This window comes from Pseudomonas asplenii (assembly GCF_001293465.1).
GTDB lineage: Bacteria > Pseudomonadota > Gammaproteobacteria > Pseudomonadales > Pseudomonadaceae > Aquipseudomonas > Aquipseudomonas fuscovaginae_B.
The window spans coordinates 157,539-176,261 of record NZ_JSYZ01000014.1 but is presented as its reverse complement, the minus strand read 5'-3'; the positions used below and the strand labels follow the sequence as shown (position 1 = coordinate 176,261).

At 63.9% G+C, this 18,723-nt stretch carries 18 protein-coding genes; 12 read left to right on the top strand and 6 right to left on the bottom strand.

Annotated features, from left to right (window positions below; all coding sequences use genetic code 11):
* The first annotated feature begins 195 nt into the window (after window positions 1-195).
* The 8 genes from PF66_RS32140 (at window position 196) to lpdA (ending at window position 8,219) form a co-directional block, all read left to right on the top strand.
* A complete protein-coding gene (locus tag PF66_RS32140; RefSeq protein ID WP_017903012.1) occupies window positions 196-534 on the top strand; it encodes a hypothetical protein in 339 nt (112 codons plus the stop codon).
* 226 nt (window positions 535-760) lie between these two features.
* Complete coding sequence (locus PF66_RS17990) at window positions 761-1,375, top strand: CDP-alcohol phosphatidyltransferase family protein (protein ID WP_054061209.1); 615 nt, start codon at window positions 761-763, stop codon at window positions 1,373-1,375.
* Window positions 1,376-1,473: 98 nt separating this feature from the next.
* On the top strand, window positions 1,474-3,231 hold the full coding sequence (locus PF66_RS17985) for a bifunctional alpha/beta hydrolase/class I SAM-dependent methyltransferase (protein ID WP_054063440.1): 1,758 nt from the start codon (window positions 1,474-1,476) through the stop codon (window positions 3,229-3,231).
* Complete coding sequence (locus PF66_RS17980; protein ID WP_054063439.1) at window positions 3,228-4,589, top strand: phosphatase PAP2/dual specificity phosphatase family protein; 1,362 nt, start codon at window positions 3,228-3,230, stop codon at window positions 4,587-4,589. Before PF66_RS17985 ends, PF66_RS17980 begins: the two co-directional genes overlap by 4 nt.
* Window positions 4,579-5,034, top strand: coding sequence for a hypothetical protein (locus tag PF66_RS17975; RefSeq protein WP_054063438.1), 456 nt, complete (start codon window positions 4,579-4,581; stop codon window positions 5,032-5,034). Before PF66_RS17980 ends, PF66_RS17975 begins: the two co-directional genes overlap by 11 nt.
* Window positions 5,035-5,043: 9 nt before the next feature.
* The gene (locus PF66_RS17970; RefSeq protein ID WP_054063437.1) at window positions 5,044-5,664 is read left to right on the top strand and encodes a lysophospholipid acyltransferase family protein; all 621 of its coding nucleotides are present in this window, start codon (window positions 5,044-5,046) and stop codon (window positions 5,662-5,664) included.
* A gap of 1 nt (window position 5,665) precedes the next feature.
* Window positions 5,666-6,598: a phosphatidate cytidylyltransferase gene (locus PF66_RS17965; protein WP_054060960.1), complete on the top strand. Its 933-nt coding sequence runs from the start codon at window positions 5,666-5,668 to the stop codon at window positions 6,596-6,598.
* Window positions 6,599-6,818: 220 nt separating this feature from the next.
* Window positions 6,819-8,219: a dihydrolipoyl dehydrogenase gene (gene lpdA / locus PF66_RS17960; protein ID WP_054063436.1), complete on the top strand. Its 1,401-nt coding sequence runs from the start codon at window positions 6,819-6,821 to the stop codon at window positions 8,217-8,219.
* A 60-nt stretch (window positions 8,220-8,279) separates the two neighbouring features.
* Here lpdA and PF66_RS17955 read toward each other — a convergent pair whose 3' ends face one another.
* Complete coding sequence (locus tag PF66_RS17955) at window positions 8,280-8,753, bottom strand: Lrp/AsnC family transcriptional regulator (RefSeq protein ID WP_054060963.1); 474 nt, start codon at window positions 8,751-8,753, stop codon at window positions 8,280-8,282.
* Window positions 8,754-8,900: 147 nt separating this feature from the next.
* Between PF66_RS17955 and PF66_RS17950 the strand changes: the two genes are divergently transcribed.
* A complete protein-coding gene (locus PF66_RS17950; RefSeq protein ID WP_054060962.1) occupies window positions 8,901-9,527 on the top strand; it encodes a LysE family translocator in 627 nt (208 codons plus the stop codon).
* A gap of 92 nt (window positions 9,528-9,619) precedes the next feature.
* A complete protein-coding gene (locus PF66_RS17945; protein WP_054063435.1) occupies window positions 9,620-11,122 on the top strand; it encodes an aldehyde dehydrogenase family protein in 1,503 nt (500 codons plus the stop codon).
* A 72-nt stretch (window positions 11,123-11,194) separates the two neighbouring features.
* On the opposite strand, the gene PF66_RS17940 is transcribed toward PF66_RS17945, so the two are convergent.
* The 4 genes from PF66_RS17940 to PF66_RS17925 form a co-directional block, all read right to left on the bottom strand.
* Window positions 11,195-13,240 carry a pyridoxamine 5'-phosphate oxidase family protein gene (locus PF66_RS17940; protein WP_054063434.1) on the bottom strand — a complete coding sequence of 682 codons (2,046 nt, stop codon included), beginning with the start codon at window positions 13,238-13,240 and terminating at the stop codon, window positions 11,195-11,197.
* A gap of 21 nt (window positions 13,241-13,261) precedes the next feature.
* A complete protein-coding gene (locus PF66_RS17935; protein ID WP_054063433.1) occupies window positions 13,262-13,891 on the bottom strand; it encodes a glutathione S-transferase family protein in 630 nt (209 codons plus the stop codon).
* Window positions 13,892-14,036: 145 nt separating this feature from the next.
* Window positions 14,037-14,939, bottom strand: a complete 903-nt coding sequence (locus tag PF66_RS17930) for a LysR family transcriptional regulator (RefSeq protein WP_054063432.1) — start codon at window positions 14,937-14,939, stop codon at window positions 14,037-14,039.
* Window positions 14,940-15,015: 76 nt separating this feature from the next.
* Complete coding sequence (locus tag PF66_RS17925; protein ID WP_054063431.1) at window positions 15,016-15,831, bottom strand: alpha/beta fold hydrolase; 816 nt, start codon at window positions 15,829-15,831, stop codon at window positions 15,016-15,018.
* Window positions 15,832-16,127: 296 nt separating this feature from the next.
* On the opposite strand from PF66_RS17925, the gene PF66_RS17920 reads away from it, so the two are divergent.
* Window positions 16,128-17,339: a putative sugar O-methyltransferase gene (locus PF66_RS17920; protein WP_152973051.1), complete on the top strand. Its 1,212-nt coding sequence runs from the start codon at window positions 16,128-16,130 to the stop codon at window positions 17,337-17,339.
* A gap of 113 nt (window positions 17,340-17,452) precedes the next feature.
* Here the strand turns inward: PF66_RS17920 and PF66_RS17915 are convergent, their stop codons facing one another.
* Window positions 17,453-17,857, bottom strand: a complete 405-nt coding sequence (locus tag PF66_RS17915) for a DUF3077 domain-containing protein (protein WP_054063429.1) — start codon at window positions 17,855-17,857, stop codon at window positions 17,453-17,455.
* Between the two features lie 514 nt (window positions 17,858-18,371).
* Between PF66_RS17915 and PF66_RS17910 the strand changes: the two genes are divergently transcribed.
* A complete protein-coding gene (locus PF66_RS17910; RefSeq protein ID WP_239687876.1) occupies window positions 18,372-18,704 on the top strand; it encodes a hypothetical protein in 333 nt (110 codons plus the stop codon).
* Window positions 18,705-18,723: the final 19 nt, after the last annotated feature.

Sequence of the window (18,723 nt, the reverse complement as noted above, 5' to 3'; positions counted from 1 at the left end):
TAAAAGACTGTAAGCGCTTTACCTGCCGGCTCGCCATGCCGAGGACTCCTGCTGGAGAGCCAAAAGTTAAGACTGATGCTTTGCAATAATTAATAACTATATGCCAGACGGCAAACACACTTGACACCCCATCGTGCGTGCTGGTGACCCATAATATCGCCAACACTCAGCGCGCACCCCAACGACGGAGCCGCCATGAGTCGTGATCTGAACCAGTATTGTTTCTTCCAACCCTCTTCCACGCCCTTTGGTGCTTCCGGTGGAGTCAGTTGCCTGACCATCAATCAACCGGGCTCGCGCCTGGCGCTGAACAACCTGCTGGATTTGATCAGTCATGAAATACGCCAGGAAGATAATGAAAAAGTCCATCGACTGACCTTCAGGAGTGGCCAGACACTCTGCATAAAAGTCGATGCCAACCTGATTACGGTTCGTGGGCCGCGTATCAGCTTCCACAGCGACTCACGTTATCCACAGGTCACTTATCTGGAAGATCCTGCTCTCAGCAATAGTAGCAATAAGCTATCAATCTGAACCCTTCCCCCCCCTGAATCCAGGTGTCCGTCGCCTGGATTCAGCGCCAGGCCCAGGACCCTTGCGGGTTTATTTCTTGAATGTGCAGGGCCGCACGGATTTTTAGCCGGAAGCTAATGTCAGCCTCTGTTGTTTATGGCAATAATTCGTTCACTTTGCCGATAAACGGTTATCCCGATCACCACCGTCTGGACCCAAGCCCTCTCAGACAAGGACCGTCGCTTCCATGCCTTCGATCTACCAACTCAAACCCCGCTTCCAGAATCTGTTGCGACCGGTGGTCCAGCGCCTGTTCGACAATGGCACCACGGCCAACCAGGTCACCCTCAGCGCGGCATTGATTTCCCTGCTGGTGGGCGCGGTGGTAGCCACCTTCGCCAGCCACGCCTGGGTCTTCCTGCTCATCCCGCTGTGGATGATCCTGCGCATGGCTCTGAACGCCATCGACGGCATGCTGGCCCGGGAGTTCGGCCAGCAATCGAAGCTCGGCGCCTACCTGAACGAGCTCTGCGACATCATTGCCGACAGCGCCTTGATCCTGCCGTTTGCCCTGCTGCCCGGGGTCAGCCTGCCGGCGGTGCTGCTGGTGACCCTGCTGGCGCTGTTCAGCGAATACGCCGGGGTGATGGGGCCGCTGGTCGGCGTGTCGCGGCGCTACGACGGGCCGATGGGCAAGAGCGATCGGGCTTTCGCCCTCGGCGTGATCGCCACCGGTGTCGCTTTCGGCCTGCTCCAGTCCCTGTGGATAAACGGCCTGTTCCTGCTGATCGCCGCGCTGCTGGTGGTCACGCTGATCAACCGCGTCCGCCAGGGCCTGAAAGAGGCCGGTCAAGAACCCTGATAGCAGGAAGCGCTGGCTCCCATGGAAAACCACAGGCAATGAAAGGCAGGCCCCTGCGGGCTCTCCACTGATCTGCGATACGGCACAAGGATAATGCGATGCGCGACGAGCAAACCCAGACCTTCAGTACCCACGATGGCGTCGAACTGTTCTATCGCCACTGGCCGGCCACCGCGCCGGTGGCCGGCGAGCCGCGCAAGGCCATCCTGCTGTTCCACCGTGGCCATGAACACTCCGGACGCATCGCCCACCTGGTGGACGAGCTGGACCTGCCGCAATTCGACTTCTTCGCCTGGGACGCCCGCGGCCACGGCCAATCGCCGGGCGAACGCGGCGACAGCCCGAGCTTCGCCACCAGCGTGCGCGACGTGCAGACCTTCTGCGACCACCTGGGCACGACCTTCGGCATCGCCGAGGAAAACCTCGCGGTGGTCGCCCAGAGCGTCGGCGCGGTGATCGTCGCCACCTGGGTGCACGACTACGCGCCGAAGATCCGCGCGCTGGTGCTCGCCTCGCCGGCCTTCAAGGTCAAACTGTACGTACCGTTCGCCCGTACGGGCCTGGCCCTGCTGCGACGCTTTCGCGGCAACTTCTTCGTCAACAGCTACGTCAAGGCCAAGTTCCTCAGCCACGACCCGCAACGCATCGCCTCTTATGACAGCGACCCGCTGATCACCAAGGCGATCTCGGTGAATGTGCTACTGGGCCTGTACGAAGCCGCCGAGCGGGTGGTCGCCGATGCCAATGCGATCCAGGTGCCGACCCAGGTGCTGATTTCCGGTGCCGATTTCGTGGTCCACCGCAAACCCCAGGAGCAATTCTTCCAGCGCCTGGGCAGCCTGAAAAAGGAACTGCACGTACTGCCGGGGTTCTTCCACGACACCCTCGGCGAGCGCGACCGGCACCTGGCGGTCAGCCGCGCCAGACGCTTCATCGAACAGGGCTTCCTCAGCCCGGTGAATCGCCCGGGCCTGCTGGACGCCGACCGCATCGGCGAAACCTGCGCCGAGTCCGAAGCGCTGGCCGCGCCACTGCCACACAACTCGCCACGCGACCTGTACTGGCGCCTGACCCGCGCCGGCATGGCCGTGGGCGGCAAGCTGTCGGCCGGGGTCAAGCTCGGCTTCGACACCGGTTTCGACTCCGGCAGCACCCTGGACTACGTCTATCGCAACCAGCCCACCGGGCACACTGCGCTGGGCCGGCTGATCGACCAGAATTACCTGAACTCCATCGGCTGGCGCGGCATCCGCCAACGCAAGCTGCACGTCGAGGAACTGCTGCGCCTGGCCATGGCCCGGTTGCGCGAGCAGGGTCGCGAGGTGCGCATCGTCGATATCGCTGCCGGCCACGGGCGCTACATCCTCGAAGCCCTGCAAGGGGTCACGCCGCTGCCGGAATCGATCCTGCTGCGCGACTACAGTGATATCAACGTCCGCGACGGCAGCGCGCTGATCGCCGAGAAGGGCCTCGGCGAGATCGCCCGCTTCGTCAAGGGCGATGCCTTCGACCGCGCCGACCTCGCCGCGCTGGACCCCAAGCCCAGCCTGGCGGTGGTGTCGGGGCTGTATGAACTGTTCGCCGACAACGGCATGGTCGGCAACTCCCTGGCCGGGCTGGCCGAAGCCTGCGAGCCGGGCGCCTACCTGGTCTACACCGGACAACCGTGGCACCCGCAGCTGGAACTGATCGCCCGCGCCCTGACCAGCCATCGCCAGGGCCAGGCCTGGGTGATGCGCCGACGCAGCCAGGCGGAAATGGACCAGTTGGTGGAAGCCGCCGGGTTCCGCAAGATCACCCAGCGGGTCGATGAATGGGGGATCTTCAGCGTCTCCCTGGCACAACGGGTGCAATGATGGACGCCACCGCGCGCGAAGCCGGCCTGCTCAAGCGCGCCGTGCTCTGGCTGCTGCTTCTGGCACCGTTGTTCTTCGGCAGCTATGGCTTCGCCACCTGGTACACCAGCCAGCGCAGCGATGTCGGCAGCTTCGTGTTCGGCTGGGAGAGCCAGATACCGTTCTGGGCCTGGACCATCGTGCCCTACTGGTCCATCGACCTGCTGTACGGCCTGTCCCTGCTGTTGCCACGCAGCAGACGCGAGCTGGACCGGCACGCCCTGCGCCTGCTGACGGCGCAGGCCATCGCGGTGTCGTGCTTCCTGCTCTGGCCGCTGACCTTCACTTTCACCCGGCCACCGCTGGACGGCGTGTTCGGCTGGCTGTTCGCGGTGCTGGCCGGCTTCGACAAGCCGTTCAACCAGGCGCCGTCGCTGCACATCGCCCTGCTGGTGATCCTCTGGGTCATGTACCGCCGGCATTTCAACGGGGCCGGACGCTGGCTGGTGCACGGCTGGTTCGCCTTGATCGGCCTCTCGGTGCTGACCACCTATCAACATCACTTCATCGACGTGCCCACCGGCGCCCTGGCCGGCTGGCTGTGCGTCTGGCTGTGGCCGGACGATCGCTCCAGCCCGCTGGCGGTGGCGCGGCCGGCCCGCGACGGGCAGCGCCTGCGCCTGGCGGCCCGCTACGGGCTGGGTGCCCTGCTGCTGGCCGGTGTCGCCGGCTATTTCGCCGGGGCCGCGCTGTGGCTGTTCTGGCCGGCGCTGGCCCTGGCGCTGGTGGCGCTCAACTACGCGCTGTTCGGCGCCCAGGGCTTCCAGAAGCGCGCCGATGGTAGCCTCAGCCCGGCCGCGCGCTGGCTGTTCGCGCCCTACCGGGCAGGTGCCTGGATCAATTCACGGTTGTGGACAAGATCCCATCCACAGCCCGATCCGCTTGTGGATAACCTCTGGCTCGGCCGCCTGCCCGGCCGCGACGAACTGCGAGCCGGCCCGTTCAAGGCCATCGTCGACCTGTGCGCCGAACTGCCGCTGGCGCCAGGAGGGCGAGCCTATCGGAACATCCCGGTGCTGGACCTGATCGCCCCCTCCGCCGAACAGTGCCGGGAGGCCGCGCAGGCCATCGAACAACTGCGCCAGCACGGACCGCTGCTGGTCTGCTGCGCCCTGGGTTACTCGCGCAGTGCCACGGCCGTCGCCGCCTGGCTGTTGCACAGCGGCCGGGTGCAGGAAATCGACGAGGCCCTGGCCCTGATCCGTGCGGCGCGCCCCGGCGTGGTCCTGCACCCGGCCCACCGCCAGGCGCTGGAAGCCATGATCCACCTGCAGCCCGGTGCGGCCCCCGCCCACCTGAGGATCGCCGATGCCCGCTGACATTCCCCTGCATGTCGTCGCCAGCCTGTTGCGCCGAGGGCGCTCGCTGGATCAGTTATCCACAGGGCTGACGCTGCTCGGTGTGCTGCTGGGCCTGGCACCGCTGCTGATCGGTACGCTCAGCCCGTGGTGCCTGGGGCTCGGCCTGTGGTTGGCCATGTCGGGGCTGTTGCAGAAATACTGGGCGTTCAGGGTCGCCTTCGACGCCGACCTGTTCCAACTGATGGCCGGCAACCCGAGTGCCCTGGGCGACCGCACCGAAGCCCTCGACACCGCGCTGCAGGACCTGGGCCTGCAACCGCGACAGTCGCTCAGCCGTCCCTGGAGCGAACGTAGCCGCGGTGCGCTGCGCCTGCTCAAGCGCCAGGCCCTGTGGCTGGCGTTGCAGATCCTGCCGCCCCTGATCGTCATCCTGGCCAGCCCCTGGCTGCCTTTCGCCGGATAAGGAATCGTCATGCTCGAACCCGTGGTAGCCACCCTGATCACCTCCGCCGCGCGCCTGATCACCGGCGCGCGCAGCCTGTGGATAGGTTGCGCGCCCGACCCGGTGCAACGCATCTACTTCGCCAACCACAGCAGCCATGGCGACTTCGTGCTGCTCTGGGCCTCGCTGCCGCCAGCGCTGCGGACACTCACCCGGCCAGTCGCCGGCGCCGACTACTGGAACCGCAGCGCGCTGCGCCGCTACATCATTCGGCGGGTGTTCAACGGCGTACTGATCGACCGCGAACGCAAGGAGCCTGGGGATAATCCGCTGCAACCGATGCTCGACGCCCTGGAACAGGGCCACTCGCTGATCATCTTTCCCGAGGGCACCCGCAACCAGGAAGAAGGCCTGCTGCCGTTCAAGAGCGGGATTTTCCACCTGGCGCGGGCTTATCCACAGGCGCAACTGATTCCGGTGTGGATCGCCAACCTCAACCGGGTCATGCCCAAGGGCCGGGTGCTGCCCCTGCCGCTGTTGTGCACCACCGCCTTCGGCGCACCGCTGCAACTCGAAGAAGACGAAAGCAAAGAACATTTCCTGCAACGCAGCCGCGATGCGCTGCTGGCCCTGGCACCGGAGCAACATTGAGATGGATAGGCAGACCCTGATGTTGTTCGCCGGGATCGGCATGATCCTGGTCCTGGCTTCGCTGATCGGCTTCATCCTCAAGCGGCGCGCCGGCGATGCACCGAACGCGGTGATCGACAACCTCAACGCACGGATCAACGCCTGGTGGGTGATGGTGCTGGTGATCGGTACCGCCTTCTGGCTCGGTACCGGAGCGGTGATCCTGCTGTTCTACGCGGTGTCGTTCTATGCCCTGCGCGAGTTCCTGACCCTGACGCCGACCCGGCGCAGCGACTATCCGGCGCTGGTGGCGGCGTTCTACCTGGCGCTGCCGCTGCAGTACCTGCTGATCTATTCCGACTGGTACGGGCTGTTCTCGATCTTCATCCCGGTGTACGTGTTCCTGCTGCTGCCGATCCTCGCCTCCCTCGGCGGCGACAGCACGCATTTCCTGGAACGGGCCTCGAAGGTCCAGTGGGGCTTGATGATCGCGGTGTTCTGCGTGTCGTTCGTGCCGGCCCTGCTGACCCTCGACATCGCCGGCTACGAAGGGCGCAACCTGCTGCTGATCGCCTACCTGGTGATCGTGGTGCAACTGTCGGATGTGCTGCAGTACGTCTGCGGCAAGCTGTTCGGCAAGCGCAAGATCGCGCCCAACCTGTCGCCGTCGAAAACCGTCGAAGGCTTCGTCGGCGGCATCACCCTGGCTTCGCTGATCGGCGGCGCGCTGTTCTGGATCACCCCGTTCAAACCCTGGCAGGCACTGCTGATCGCCCTGCTGATCAACCTGCTGGGCTTTGCCGGCGGTATCGTCATGTCGGCGATCAAGCGCGACCGCGGGGTCAAGGACTGGGGCCACATGATCGAGGGCCACGGCGGCATGCTCGACCGGCTGGACTCGGTGTGCTTCGCCGCGCCGATCTTCTTCCACCTGGTGCGCTACTGGTGGACCTGACCGGTCCGCTCACCTGATCCGATTGTTCCCACGCCCCGCGTGGGAATGCAGCCCCTGACGCTCTGCGTCACCCGTGCGGACGCGTCCTGGGAGACGTTCCCACGGAGACCGTGGGCTCACCGCTGGCAAGACAGGCACTTGACCGGCATCCTGCTATGCGCTCATATTATGATCATAATATTTTGTTTCCCTTGGTGACCCGACTGGCAGGAGAACAACCATGAGCAATTACGACGTGATCATCATCGGCGGTGGGCCTGGCGGCTATAACGCGGCGATCCGCGCCGGTCAGCTGGGCCTGAGAGCCGCCTGTGTGGAGGGCCGCGACACCCTCGGCGGCACCTGCCTGAACGTCGGCTGCATGCCCTCCAAGGCCCTGCTGCACGCCTCCGAACTGTATGAGGCGGCCACCAGCGGCGAGCTGGCCAACCTCGGTATCGAGGTGACGCCGCGCCTCGACCTGGCGCAGATGATGAAGCAGAAGGACGACAGCGTTGCCGGGCTGACCAAGGGTATCGAGTACCTGTTTCGCAAGAACAAGGTCGACTGGATCAAGGGCTGGGGCCGCCTCACCGGGCCCGGTCAGGTCGAGGTGACGGCCGCCGATGGCCGCAAGAGCCAACTGCAGGCCCAGGACATCGTGATCGCCACCGGTTCCGAACCGACGCCACTGCCCGGCGTGGAAATCGACAACCAGCGCATCCTCGACTCCACCGGCGCCCTCTCGTTGCCGGAAGTGCCGCGCCACCTGGTGGTGATCGGCGCCGGGGTGATCGGCCTGGAACTGGGCTCGGTGTGGCGACGGCTGGGCAGTCAGGTCACGGTGGTCGAATACCTCGACCGCATCTGCCCCGGCACCGACCTCGAGGCTGGCAAGACCCTGCAGCGCGCCCTCGGCAAACAGGGCATCGGCTTCAGGCTCGGTACCAAGGTGACCCGCGCCACCCCTTCGGCCACCGGCGTACAACTGCGGGTCGAGCCGGCCGCCGGCGGCGAGAGCGAACTGATCGAAGCCGATTACGTGCTGGTGGCGATCGGCCGCCGCCCGTTCACCCGCGGCCTCGGCCTGGAAAACGTCGGCCTCGCCACCGACCCGCGCGGCCTGCTCGCACAGCACGGTCATCGCAGCGAAGTGCCGGGCATCTGGGTGATTGGCGATGTCACCTCGGGACCGATGCTCGCCCACAAGGCCGAGGACGAAGCCATGGCCTGCATCGAACGGATCGCCGGCAAGGCCGCCGAGGTCAACTACGCCCTGATTCCCAGCGTGATCTACACCCGCCCGGAACTGGCGAGTGTCGGCAAGACCGAAGAGCAGCTCAAGGCCGAAGGCCGCGCCTACAAGGCCGGCAAGTTTCCCTTCAGCGCCAACAGCCGCTCCAAGATCAACCACGAGACCGAAGGGTTCGCCAAGGTCCTGGCCGATGCGCAGACCGACGAGATCCTCGGCGTGCACCTGGTCGGCCCGAGCGTCAGCGAGATGATCGGCGAATACTGCGTGGCCATGGAGTTCTCGGCCTCGGCCGAAGACATCGCCCTGACCTGCCACCCACACCCGACCCGCTCCGAGGCCTTGCGCCAGGCGGCGATGAACGTGGAAGGCCTGGCGACACAGATCTAGTGCCCTGTGTAGCTGATTCGCTTGCTCAACTTCGAGTCTTCGAATTGACCGTACAGGACACTAGACAGGAAGATGATCGAGCGGCAGCGGTCCGGGCGCCTTCACCGCCTGGATCGCAAAGTTGCTGCGGATGTCGCGCACTCCCGGCAGGCGCAACAGTTCGCCGGTGAGGAAGCGTTCGTAGGCACGCAGGTCGGGGACCACCACCTGCAGCAGGAAATCCGACTCGCCGGACACCAGGAACGCCGAGATCACCTGCGGCAGGGCCGTGACCGCCAACCGGAACGCCTCGGCGTCGGCCTCGTGGTGCCGCTCGACCTTCACCCCGACGAACACCGTCAGCCCCAGCCCGACCTCGTCCCGATCCAGGTTCACCTGGTAACCGCGAATCACCCCGGCCTCTTCCAGCATGCGCACCCGGCGCAAACACGGCGAGGCCGACAGGCCGATCTCGTCGGCCAGTTCGACGTTGCTCAGGCGGCCATCGCGTTGCAGCGCGGCGAGAATCTTGCGGTCGTAGGCATCGAGTTTGATTTTTGGCATATCCAGCTACCCGAGTGGTTCCTGTTGGCATTTTGTGCCAAGTCTAAGCCCGTGCGGGGTCGAATACGCAAGCACCTGCCCCGGCCTTCCGGCATAGACTTTTGCCTGTTCCCCCACTCAATCGAGAGAACGGCAACGATGCTCCTCTACCTGCTCGCGCTGGCGATGGTCTATCTGCTCCCCGGTCCCGACATGATCCTGCTGCTGCAAACCGGCGCCCGCCATGGCCGCGCCCTGGCTCTCACCACCGCACTGGGGCTGGCCGTGGCCCGTGCCTGCCATGTCGTCCTCGCCGCCCTGGGCCTGGCGGCACTGTTCAGGGCGGCCCCGTGGACCTTCGACCTGGTGCGCCTGGCAGGCGCCACCTACCTGCTGTGGATCGGTATCCGCATGCTGCGCCCCGGCACGCTGGCCAGCCTTGGGGGCGCCGCCCGGGCCGCGCACCCTCTTCGACTCGGTTGGCGCGGCGCCTTTCGCCAGGGGCTGCTGACCAATCTGCTCAACCCCAAGGCACTGCTGTTCTGTTCGGTGCTGCTGCCACAGTTCATCGATGCCCAGGCCGGGGCCGTCGGCGCCCAATTCCTCGGGCTCGGTGCAACGCTGGTAGGCGTCGGCCTGCTGTTCGACAGCGCCTATGCCCTGACCGGCGCCTGGATCGGCCGCTGGCTGGACAGCAACCCGCGGGCCCAGCGTCTGCAGCAATGGCTGTTCGGCGGCCTGCTGATCGGCTTTGCCGCGCGCCTGGCCTTTATCCAGCAAGCCTGAACCTTCATGCATGACAAACGCCGTTAGCAGGTGAGCCGACGGCGTTTTTCTTATACATTTCATTCCTCATTTATTCAGGCAGTCCAGTCACCATGACCAGCACGCTCGATCGTCTTATCGCCGGCACTCCCATTCTCTACGCGGGTAATCGGGTTTCCCCGGTACCGCCGGAATTGGCCGAGCGTTTCCAGCCGGGCGATCATCTGCTGGTCGACCAGAGCAGCGGTGAACTGCTGCTGATCCCACAGTCGGTGCAGCAGCTCGCCGCGGCTGCCATCGATGCCGCGCAAAACGCCTTCAGTGCCCTGGCACAGGTTTCGGACGAAGCCATCAGCCGCTTCTTCGACCTGTTCGCCGGGCACCTGGAGGCCGAGCCATCCTGGGCCTTGATCGAGGCCGCCAACCAGGCCGACCTGGCCCGCGCCCAAGCCCTGGGGCGCTCCACCACGCGCCTGGCCACCAGCCAGGCCATGCGCCGCGACATGATCGCCGGGCTGCGCGCCTGGCGCGATGCACCGCTGATCCGTGGCCGCGTACGCGAGTCCGTGGAACATGCAGGCTGGAAAGTCGAGCAGGTGGTCGCACCGCTGGGTGTGGTGGCGTTCGTTTTCGAGGGCCGGCCCAACGTCTTCGCCGATGCGGCCGGGGTTCTGCGCACCGGCAATACCGCCGTGCTGCGCATTGGCAGCGATGCCCTCGGCACCGCCCAGGCGATCGTCAGGCACGCCCTGGCGCCGGCCCTGCGTGAAGCCGGTTTGCCAGAGGGTGCGGTATCGCTGGTGGAAAGCCTCGACCGCGCAGCGGGCTGGGCGATGTTCGCCGACCGCCGCCTGTCCCTGGCCGTGGCCCGTGGCTCGGGCCACGCAGTGAAACAGCTCGGCGGCATCGCCCAGCAGGCCGGTACCGTCGTCAGCCTGCACGGCACCGGCGGTGCTTGGCTGGTCGCCCACCAGGATGCCGATGCCGCCCGTTTCGCCGACGTGGTGCGCAACTCCCTCGATCGCAAGGTATGCAACACACTGAACGTCTGTGTGATCCATCGTCAGCGGGCGGCGGAACTGGTGCCGGTGTTCCTCGAGGCCCTGACCGAGGCCGGCCGGGCTCGTGGTCAGAGCTGCAAGCTGCATGTGGTCAGCGGCGACGAAGGCGTGCTGCCCGAACAGTGGCTGCAGGCGCGGGTCCAGGTTCGCCGGGCCGAGGGCGACCAGGAAGAGGCACAGACGGAAATCCTCCCCGAGGCGCAACTGGGTCGAGAATGGGAATGGGAGGACACGCCGGAAGTCAGCCTGAAGATCGTCGACGACCTGGACCAGGCCATCGCCCTGTTCAATCGCTACAGCCCGCAGTTCACCGTGTCGCTGCTCAGCGCCGATCGCCAGGCCCATGACTACTTCTACAACAGCATCAATGCGCCCTTCGTGGGTGATGGCTTCACCCGTTGGGTCGATGGGCAGTATGCGTTGAACAAGCCGGAGCTGGGTCTTTCGAACTGGGAGAACGGTCGGCTGTTCGCCCGTGGCGCGATTCTCTCGGGTGACGGGGTGTTCACCCTGCGCAGCCGGATGACTCAGGTCGATACCCGCCTGCGCCGCTGACCGATACAGACGCTACACCTGCTTGAGTGTTCCCACGCTCCGCGTGGGAACGCCCCATCACAGCCGCATGGTTCAGAGATCGAGCACCAATGGCTCCTCCCCCTGGGCCGGGACCGCACAGCAGATCAACACTTGCCCGTCCCCCGGCAGTTCCGCCGGCGGCCGCGGGTAATGCACCCGTCCACTGATCAGCCGCGTGCTGCAGGTACCGCACGAGCCACCCCGGCAACTGAACTCCGGCCGCAAGCCACGGCTCTCCGCCAACGCCAGCAGGCTTTCCCCCTCCGGCTGCCAACGGGCCTCTTTCGCCGACCGGTGGAACAGCACCGGCACCGCTACGGTAGCCGCCGGCGGCTGCTCGATCTGCCTGGCGCCCGGATCCAACCGCCGACTCAGCGTCGACGGACCAAACGTTTCGGCATGGATCTGCTCGTCACGAATATCCCTGTCACGCAATTGATCGTATAAATCCTGGGTAAAACCACCCGGCCCGCAGAGAACGAAATCCACCGCGTCATAGTCGTCGATACGCAGCAACTGCTGCATGACCTCGACACTCAGGCGCCCACGCACATCGTAATCCCTGCCCGGCACCGCCTGCGCCTCCGGCTGGCTCAGCAGACGCACCACCCGCACCGTTTCCCCGGCACGCGCCATCAGCTCGTCCAACTCCTCGGTGAACGGCAGTTCCGCCAGCGAGCGGGCACTGAGGAACAGCACGGTCGGCCGCATCCGCCGTGTGCGCTGCCCCTGGTAAACCACCTCGCGCAGCATCGACAGCAACGGCGTGATGCCGACACCCGCCGCCAGCAGCACCAGCGGACGCGGCGCACTCGGTGCCACGGTGAAGTGCCCCTGTGGCGCTCTCGCCTCAAGCAGATCGCCTACTTGCAGGTGATCGTGGATATGCGACGACACCCGCCCATCGCGTTTCACGCTGATCCGCAGAAACGGATCAGATGGCGCTCCGGACAGGCTGTAGGTCCGAATATGAGTCTGCCCATCGATGTTCAAGCGCAAGGGCAGATGCTGCCCGGCCTGGAACAGCGGACTCCCCGCCCCGTCGGCTGGCTGCAGGTACAACGAACGGATATTGCGGCTTTCCTCGACGATCCGCTCGATGCGCAGCGGCCGCCAGCTATTGCCCAATGCTTCGGCCTGCAAGCGGGCGGCAGCCTGCTGCCAATTGCCGGTCATCAGGCTATTGGGGGAAAAGCCTTCGAACTTCCAGCGCAAGGTCGAACCAGCCGGGCGGCGAACAACATGTTCCACGTGGAACGTCCACAAACGCTCCGCGCCCTGGAATGCTTTCACTAACGGGCCGTCGAGAATGATCTCGGTGCGACCGCTCAATTGCAGCAGGTCGCCACTGTTGAAGTCGATGAACAACAAACCGGCCCGTGGATTGACCAGCAGGTTGCCCAGGGTGTTGAAGAACAGGTTGCCGGAGAAGTCCGGGATGGTCAGACAGTCACCCTCCACCCGGACGAAACCGCTCTGGCCGCCGCGATGGGAAACGTCCACCGAACGGACACCGTCGATATCGACATAGCTGGCGACGAAAAAGGTATCGGCTTGACGAATCATCGCCGTGGCCAGCGGGTCCAGTGTCGTGCCACGGTGGACGACCCGTTGTGCCGGATCGACTGGCGCCACCCGCTCGAACTGGCGTAGCTGGATATACTGCGGGCAGTTACCGAAGCTGTGTTCCACGACGATATCCAGGCCCTGTTCTCCCAGGCTATGGATACGCCCATTGATCCGGTTGCGCCGCCGCGTGTGCAGTTCGATGCCCAACAGGCCCAGCGCCGCCCCTTGTAGCACGGCTTTATAAGTCGGGTCCTCGGGCTGGGGAAAACTGTCGACCAACAGGTGTTTCGGATCCGGGGACGAGGCAAAACCAGGTTCGCCTTCGAACAGGCTGGCCCAAGGCCGCCCCGCGTCATCGACCGCACCCAACAGCATGAACGGCAGTTGCCGGAAGAAATCGCGATGCTGGTCCGGCATATAGTCCCGGACCACCCGGGTGCCCAGTTCAGCCATCCGCTCGGCGACGCCGACTCGTGCCTGCATCTGCCGTTCGCCCGCATGCCAGGGTGAAACGCCGGACTGTTTCATCGCGATCTCTCCCGTGCGGACTCAGGCCGTCTGCAAGCCAACGACAGTGCGTGGCATCGGTACGAAACCTGGCAAGGCTTCGATACGCGCCAGCCAGGCCCTCACCTTAGGGTAGTCCGCCAACGAGACGTTGCCCTCCGGTGCATGGGCGATGTAGCTGTAGCCGGCGACATCGGCGATGGTCGGTTCGGAGCCGACCAGATAAGGCGTGTGGCTCAACTCCTGCTCGACCACCTTGAGCAAGGCATGGGAGCGGCTGATCGCCTCCTCGGCATCGAAGTTCGCACCAAACACAGTGATCAGCCTCGCCCGCGCCGGACCAAAGGCAATCGGCCCCGCCGCCGCCGACAGCCAACGCTGCACCCGGGCAGCACCGAGCGGATCGCTCGGCAGCCAGCGGCCGTTGCCATACTTCTGGGCCAGGTACACCAGGATCGCGTTGGAGTCGGCGAGGACCACACCCTGGTCGTCAATCACCGGTACCTGGCCAAAGGGGTTCAGCGCGAGGTATTCGGGCTTCTTGTGGGCACCGCCGGGCAGATCGACATGGATCAGTTCCACCGGCAGGCCGAGCAGGGACAGCATCAACTCGACGCGATGGGCATGACCGGAGCGAGGGAAGTTATAGAGTTTGATGGCAGGCTGAGACATTGGACACTCCAGAGGCGCTGATGCGATCCGGGATGGACCGCGCGGTGGAGTCATCTTCCGCCTCCGGCGAAAACAACAGAATCACCAGGAATGGCAATCCGTTATTTCAGTGGGTGAAATAAAGCGCCAGAGGACTCAACCGTGTTCATCCTCTCAAGGCCCGATTTTCCCTCAGGGCCGCCACCACAAAATCGACAAAACTGCGCACCCGCACCGGGGCCTTGCGCCCGCCCTGGTACACCACATGAATCGGCAACGGCGGCAGCTCGAAGTGCTCGAGCACCACCTCCAGTTCCCCCGAAGCCAGCTTGTCCGCCACCTGGTAGGACAACACCCGGGTCAACCCCGCGCCCAGGCACGCCGCCCGTATCGCCGCCTGGTTCGCGGTCACCGCCATGCGCGGTTCCAATCGCACATTCAGCGGCTTGTCGCCGTCGGCGAACTGCCAGCTGCGGACCTGGGAAGCGCTGGATGTCATGATGATCCGCGCCTGGCGCAACTCATCCGGATGCCCGGGCCGGCCATGCTGCGCCAGGTAGCCGGGGGAGGCACACACCACCCGCCGCACCTGCCCTACCCGCACCGCGTGATGTCCGCTGTCCGCCAACTCGCCAATGCGTACCGCCACGTCGATACCGTCCTCGACCATGCGCACCACCCGGTCGATCAGCAGCGCATTGATGGTCACGGCCGGATACTGTTCCAGGTAACGCACCATCACCGGCGTGACGTACAACTCGCCAAACAGCACCGGCGCGGTCATGGTCAGTTGCCCGCTGGGATGGGCGTGGCTGTCGGCAGCGCAGGCTTCGGCTTCTTCCAGTTCGGCGAGAATCCGCCGGCAATCCTCGAAATAGCGCTGGCCGGGTTCGGTCAGGTGCACATTGCGCGTGGTACGAATCAGCAGTTGCGCGCCAATGCGTTGCTCCAGGGCCGCCACCGCCCGGGTGACGCTGGGCGCCGACAGGTTCAGGCGCCGCGCGGCCGCCGAAAAGCCCTGCTCCTGGGCGACGGCAAGGAACACCTGCATTTCCTGGAATCTGTCCACTGTGCCCCCTGTACGCACCCGCAAAGAAAAGAGCCGCATCGGCGGCCCTTTTCAGCGTATCGAAAACCCGGCGGGATTACCCGGAGAGTTTTTCCAGGAACGCCAGCAGCGCCTGGTTCACGCTGGCCGGGTTCTCGATGCTGGAAATGTGCCCCGCCTCGGGAATGCCGATGTACGAGCAGCCGATGAGTTCGGCCATTTCCCGCGCTTCGCTCGGTGGCCTAGGCTTGTCCTGCTCGCCGCACATCACCAGGGTGGTCTCGGCATTCAGCGCGGCCAACGCCGCAAGACGATCGTCACGGCCGAAGATCAGCCGCCCCAGCGGGACGATGCTATTGAGCAGTTGCTCGCGGGAGTAGGCCGTCAGGGAATGGCGGAAGGTCTGGTAGAACGGCGTCTCGGGGTCGATGCCGGGCCTGAAGAAGATCGGCACGATGGCATCGAGCAGCGGCGGCGGGATAGTGCCGGCGTCCTCGATCATCTTCAGCATCGAGAAGTAATACTGGCGGGTGGCTTCCGGTTCGGCACCGGCATAGGTGTCCATCAGCACCAGGCCACGAATGCGTTGCGGCGCAGCCAGTGCCAGGCGCGCGCCCCACATGCCGCCGACCGACAGGCCGACCAGGCTGAAACGCTGGATATCCAGCCGGTCGAGCAAGGCCAGCACCTGGCTGGCCAGGTCATCCAGGCTGTGGGTGGTGGCCGGCAAGGGCCCCGACTGACCGTGGCCCCACAGCTCCGGCACGATCACCCGATAGTGCCGGGACAACACGGCGATCTGCGGCGCCCACATGGCGCTGTCCCACAGGTAGCTGGAGCCGAGGACGACCACCTCGCCCTTCCCCTGGTCCAGGTAGTGGAGCGGCTGACCATCGATAGTCACAACTGGCATGGAATCCCCCTTGGGTGTGGATAAGACGGCAGATGCCTGTGCGGCATGCGGTGAGTGAATCTTGCAGAGATCGGACAGTATTGGCTACAGGAGTTCACCGGCCAACAGCCAGGGTTTTGTAATGAAAGATTCTGCATCAATGTTGATAATCCATAGCCAGTGAAAACGGATAGCTTGTGGATATCAGGACGGTTCAAGCACACTCATTCAAGCCACAGGGGCAGTTCCTGCAGAACAGGTTTCTTCTACTATCATTTGGTCTTTTTACTCTTGAACGCAGGACGCAGGGGAAATCAGTGGAAATTTCAAGTATTGCGACATTATCTGGAATAGCGGCGCCATCGGAGGCGCGGCGAGAGGCGGCAAAACGGATGGCCGTCGAAGTTCTCGCCTCGCTCGAAAATCGAGACGACATCATCGAGAAGCGTGGCCTTGATGCGAAGTTCGGGAAGCCTGACGCGAACTGGGCCGATGACTCTCCAAACGACTTTCGTGACGCCGTCAAACTGCTTGCAACGCTTGAATGGACACACATCAGCAATCTGAGGCTGATGGCGCAATGCTTTACTGGCTACAGCCTCAGGGAAATGAAAGGGGCACGCGGCGTTCGAAGTGTTGGCGAAATATCGAGCGACTTCGACGACCGCTTGCGCCAGATAGACCCCACTGAGGTCATTCGATCCTGGCAAGACTCTGTAAAAGATGTGCCGGAATGGGCCAGGGTAAAACCACCTCATATCCTGGGGGAAGTCGGCTGGTACGTTGACGGCGTCCTCGTCAACTACGATACCCGCGTCTATCAGGAACGGATGACGCTGCTCTATTCGTCCGGAGTTCTGGACAAGCTGAGATCGCTGGGTCGACCGGCGAGAATTCTTGAAATCGGCGGTGGCTATGGCGCTCTGGCGCTGGCACTGATGGAGGCCGTACCCGACTGCGAATATGTCATCTGCGATTTGCCAGAGAGCCTGCTTTTCTCCGGTATCTACCTGTCGATAGCGACCCAGAACGTGAAAATGCATGGCGGAGCCGGTAACGAGCGCCTGTCGTTGCTACCGAATTACCTGTTCGACACGCTGTCCGAAAATTTCGACCTGGTCATCAACACGCTGTCGATGAGTGAAATGTCGGAGTACCAGGTAAAGCGATACGCATCCGGTATCAGGAATCAGATTTCCGACCACGGCATATTTTTCGAGCAGAACCAGAATAATATCGTGATGGGGCTCTCGTTCGCCGAGGCCCTGTTGGCCCCTGAATTTCCTGCGCGCCAGCAAATGCAAAGCCGGATGGTGCTCACTGAAGGCTCACCCAACCTCTGGGCGAACTCGCAGCAGGTGCTTGATGGCCTTCAGCGGCCGACAGCGCAAGCTCCTGCAGTGAAGGCTGCAGCAATCGCGCCCCCCGTCGAGGCTCCACCCAGCCCGGCGGTCACTCCTCCAGCCAGCTGGATGACCAGGATAAAGGCCGGTATCAAGCGCAGGCTGGCATCTGCCACCTCACGCTGACACTCCGTTTCATCGTGTTTCACAAGGCCCGTCTCGACGGGCCTTTTCCATGCTGGACAGACCCAGGACCGACGACTGAAGCGGCGAGCCTTCCGACAAGAGAAGGACGCCATTCACCCAAGCGATCGATGTGCACCGCTCAGCAACGCATCCACCACCGCCCGGGCCATTTCGACCGAATGGGTGATCGACCAGAGCTGGTCCCGAGCCAGATCGTTGGTGGAAGGAACCAGATCATCGGCGACGTACTCGGCAGCCTTGAGCAAAAACGACACATGCTGCAGGGCCACTTCCACGTCGATGCCTGCGCGGACCGTGAAGACCGGGAGTTTGTGGGCGTCGAGGTAGTCCGTGGGAAGTGCGGCGGTCTTGTCGATCACGCCAAAGCGCGGGGGTTGTGCAGGATCGGAGTCGGGGGCGAGATAGTCGATGCAACGGCCAATGACATCACGCACCACGGCGCATTTTTCATCCAGAGTGGAAGTATGGGGTGGGTCTGGAACGATCTTGGTTTTCATGAAGTTCGGCTCCTGGTTCGAGAGACCACCACCTACCGTCGTCAAACAATGAGGTGGCAGCTGTACGCAGGTTGACGAACCGGGAACCAAGGAACCGGCAGACCCTAAGGCCTCCCGCGCACAGCCGCCATGAAGCGTTCCTTCCCCAGATGAGCCAGGAAGGACATGGTGGCGCAAAGGCGCTCTGATTCGTTCGGATCGTCAAACCCGCTCGTTGATTTGGCAACGAGAACCAGAGCCTAAAGGCAGGGCTGATTGATCAACAAGTCAGCTCAAGCCGACGGCATTGTAGGCAAAACCCAGCCAAACCAGTAGGTAGGCCGACGAGCTGTGGATAAGTCGACAGGCCCATTAACACTTTGAAACCTTCGTTTTCGGCCCCGACGGCTCGACTGCGCTAACCTCATGGTTTTCAAGCACTGAAATTTCCTACATGAACTACTCAGGACTTCTCTGCGCCGCCTTGCTGTTGTCGCTTGCCGGGTGCGAACAATCGGCCTCTTCGGGCAGTGGAATGTCCTCGACACACCCCGACGCCGCGGCCCTCAAGGGTGGTTTTCGCGGCACCGGCAACGAGCCGGGCTGGGTCGTTGAAGTGGGGATGGGAGAAACGCCGCCGCTGCACCTGGAGATGAACTACGGCCGGCAGAAAACCGAGGTGACCAAGAGCGAATCGACCACCGACGGCTTTTTCGGCAATGCCGCGGACGGTACTGAAATCCAGGTACTGATCGACAGGAGCCCCTGCACCGACGACATGAGCGGCAAGCCATTCGAGGCCACCGTGCTGCTCAAGGTCGGGGATCGCGACTACCACGGTTGTGGTGAGTGGCTTGTAGCGCACTAGCCAGCAGGCTGAACACGGC

What these genes read in the sequence shown, in the direction of transcription:
- PF66_RS32140 (WP_017903012.1), top strand. Translation starts at nt 196, where the DNA reads ATGAGTCGTGATCTGAACCAGTATTGTTTCTTCCAACCCTCTTCCACG.
- PF66_RS17990 (WP_054061209.1), top strand. Translation starts at nt 761, where the DNA reads ATGCCTTCGATCTACCAACTCAAACCCCGCTTCCAGAATCTGTTGCGA.
- PF66_RS17985 (WP_054063440.1), top strand. Translation starts at nt 1,474, where the DNA reads ATGCGCGACGAGCAAACCCAGACCTTCAGTACCCACGATGGCGTCGAA.
- PF66_RS17980 (WP_054063439.1), top strand. Translation starts at nt 3,228, where the DNA reads ATGATGGACGCCACCGCGCGCGAAGCCGGCCTGCTCAAGCGCGCCGTG.
- PF66_RS17975 (WP_054063438.1), top strand. Translation starts at nt 4,579, where the DNA reads ATGCCCGCTGACATTCCCCTGCATGTCGTCGCCAGCCTGTTGCGCCGA.
- PF66_RS17970 (WP_054063437.1), top strand. Translation starts at nt 5,044, where the DNA reads ATGCTCGAACCCGTGGTAGCCACCCTGATCACCTCCGCCGCGCGCCTG.
- PF66_RS17965 (WP_054060960.1), top strand. Translation starts at nt 5,666, where the DNA reads ATGGATAGGCAGACCCTGATGTTGTTCGCCGGGATCGGCATGATCCTG.
- lpdA (WP_054063436.1), top strand. Translation starts at nt 6,819, where the DNA reads ATGAGCAATTACGACGTGATCATCATCGGCGGTGGGCCTGGCGGCTAT.
- PF66_RS17950 (WP_054060962.1), top strand. Translation starts at nt 8,901, where the DNA reads ATGCTCCTCTACCTGCTCGCGCTGGCGATGGTCTATCTGCTCCCCGGT.
- PF66_RS17945 (WP_054063435.1), top strand. Translation starts at nt 9,620, where the DNA reads ATGACCAGCACGCTCGATCGTCTTATCGCCGGCACTCCCATTCTCTAC.
- PF66_RS17940 (WP_054063434.1), bottom strand. Translation starts at nt 13,240, where the DNA reads ATGAAACAGTCCGGCGTTTCACCCTGGCATGCGGGCGAACGGCAGATG.
- PF66_RS17935 (WP_054063433.1), bottom strand. Translation starts at nt 13,891, where the DNA reads ATGTCTCAGCCTGCCATCAAACTCTATAACTTCCCTCGCTCCGGTCAT.
- PF66_RS17925 (WP_054063431.1), bottom strand. Translation starts at nt 15,831, where the DNA reads ATGCCAGTTGTGACTATCGATGGTCAGCCGCTCCACTACCTGGACCAG.
- PF66_RS17915 (WP_054063429.1), bottom strand. Translation starts at nt 17,857, where the DNA reads ATGAAAACCAAGATCGTTCCAGACCCACCCCATACTTCCACTCTGGAT.
- PF66_RS17910 (WP_239687876.1), top strand. Translation starts at nt 18,372, where the DNA reads ATGTCCTCGACACACCCCGACGCCGCGGCCCTCAAGGGTGGTTTTCGC.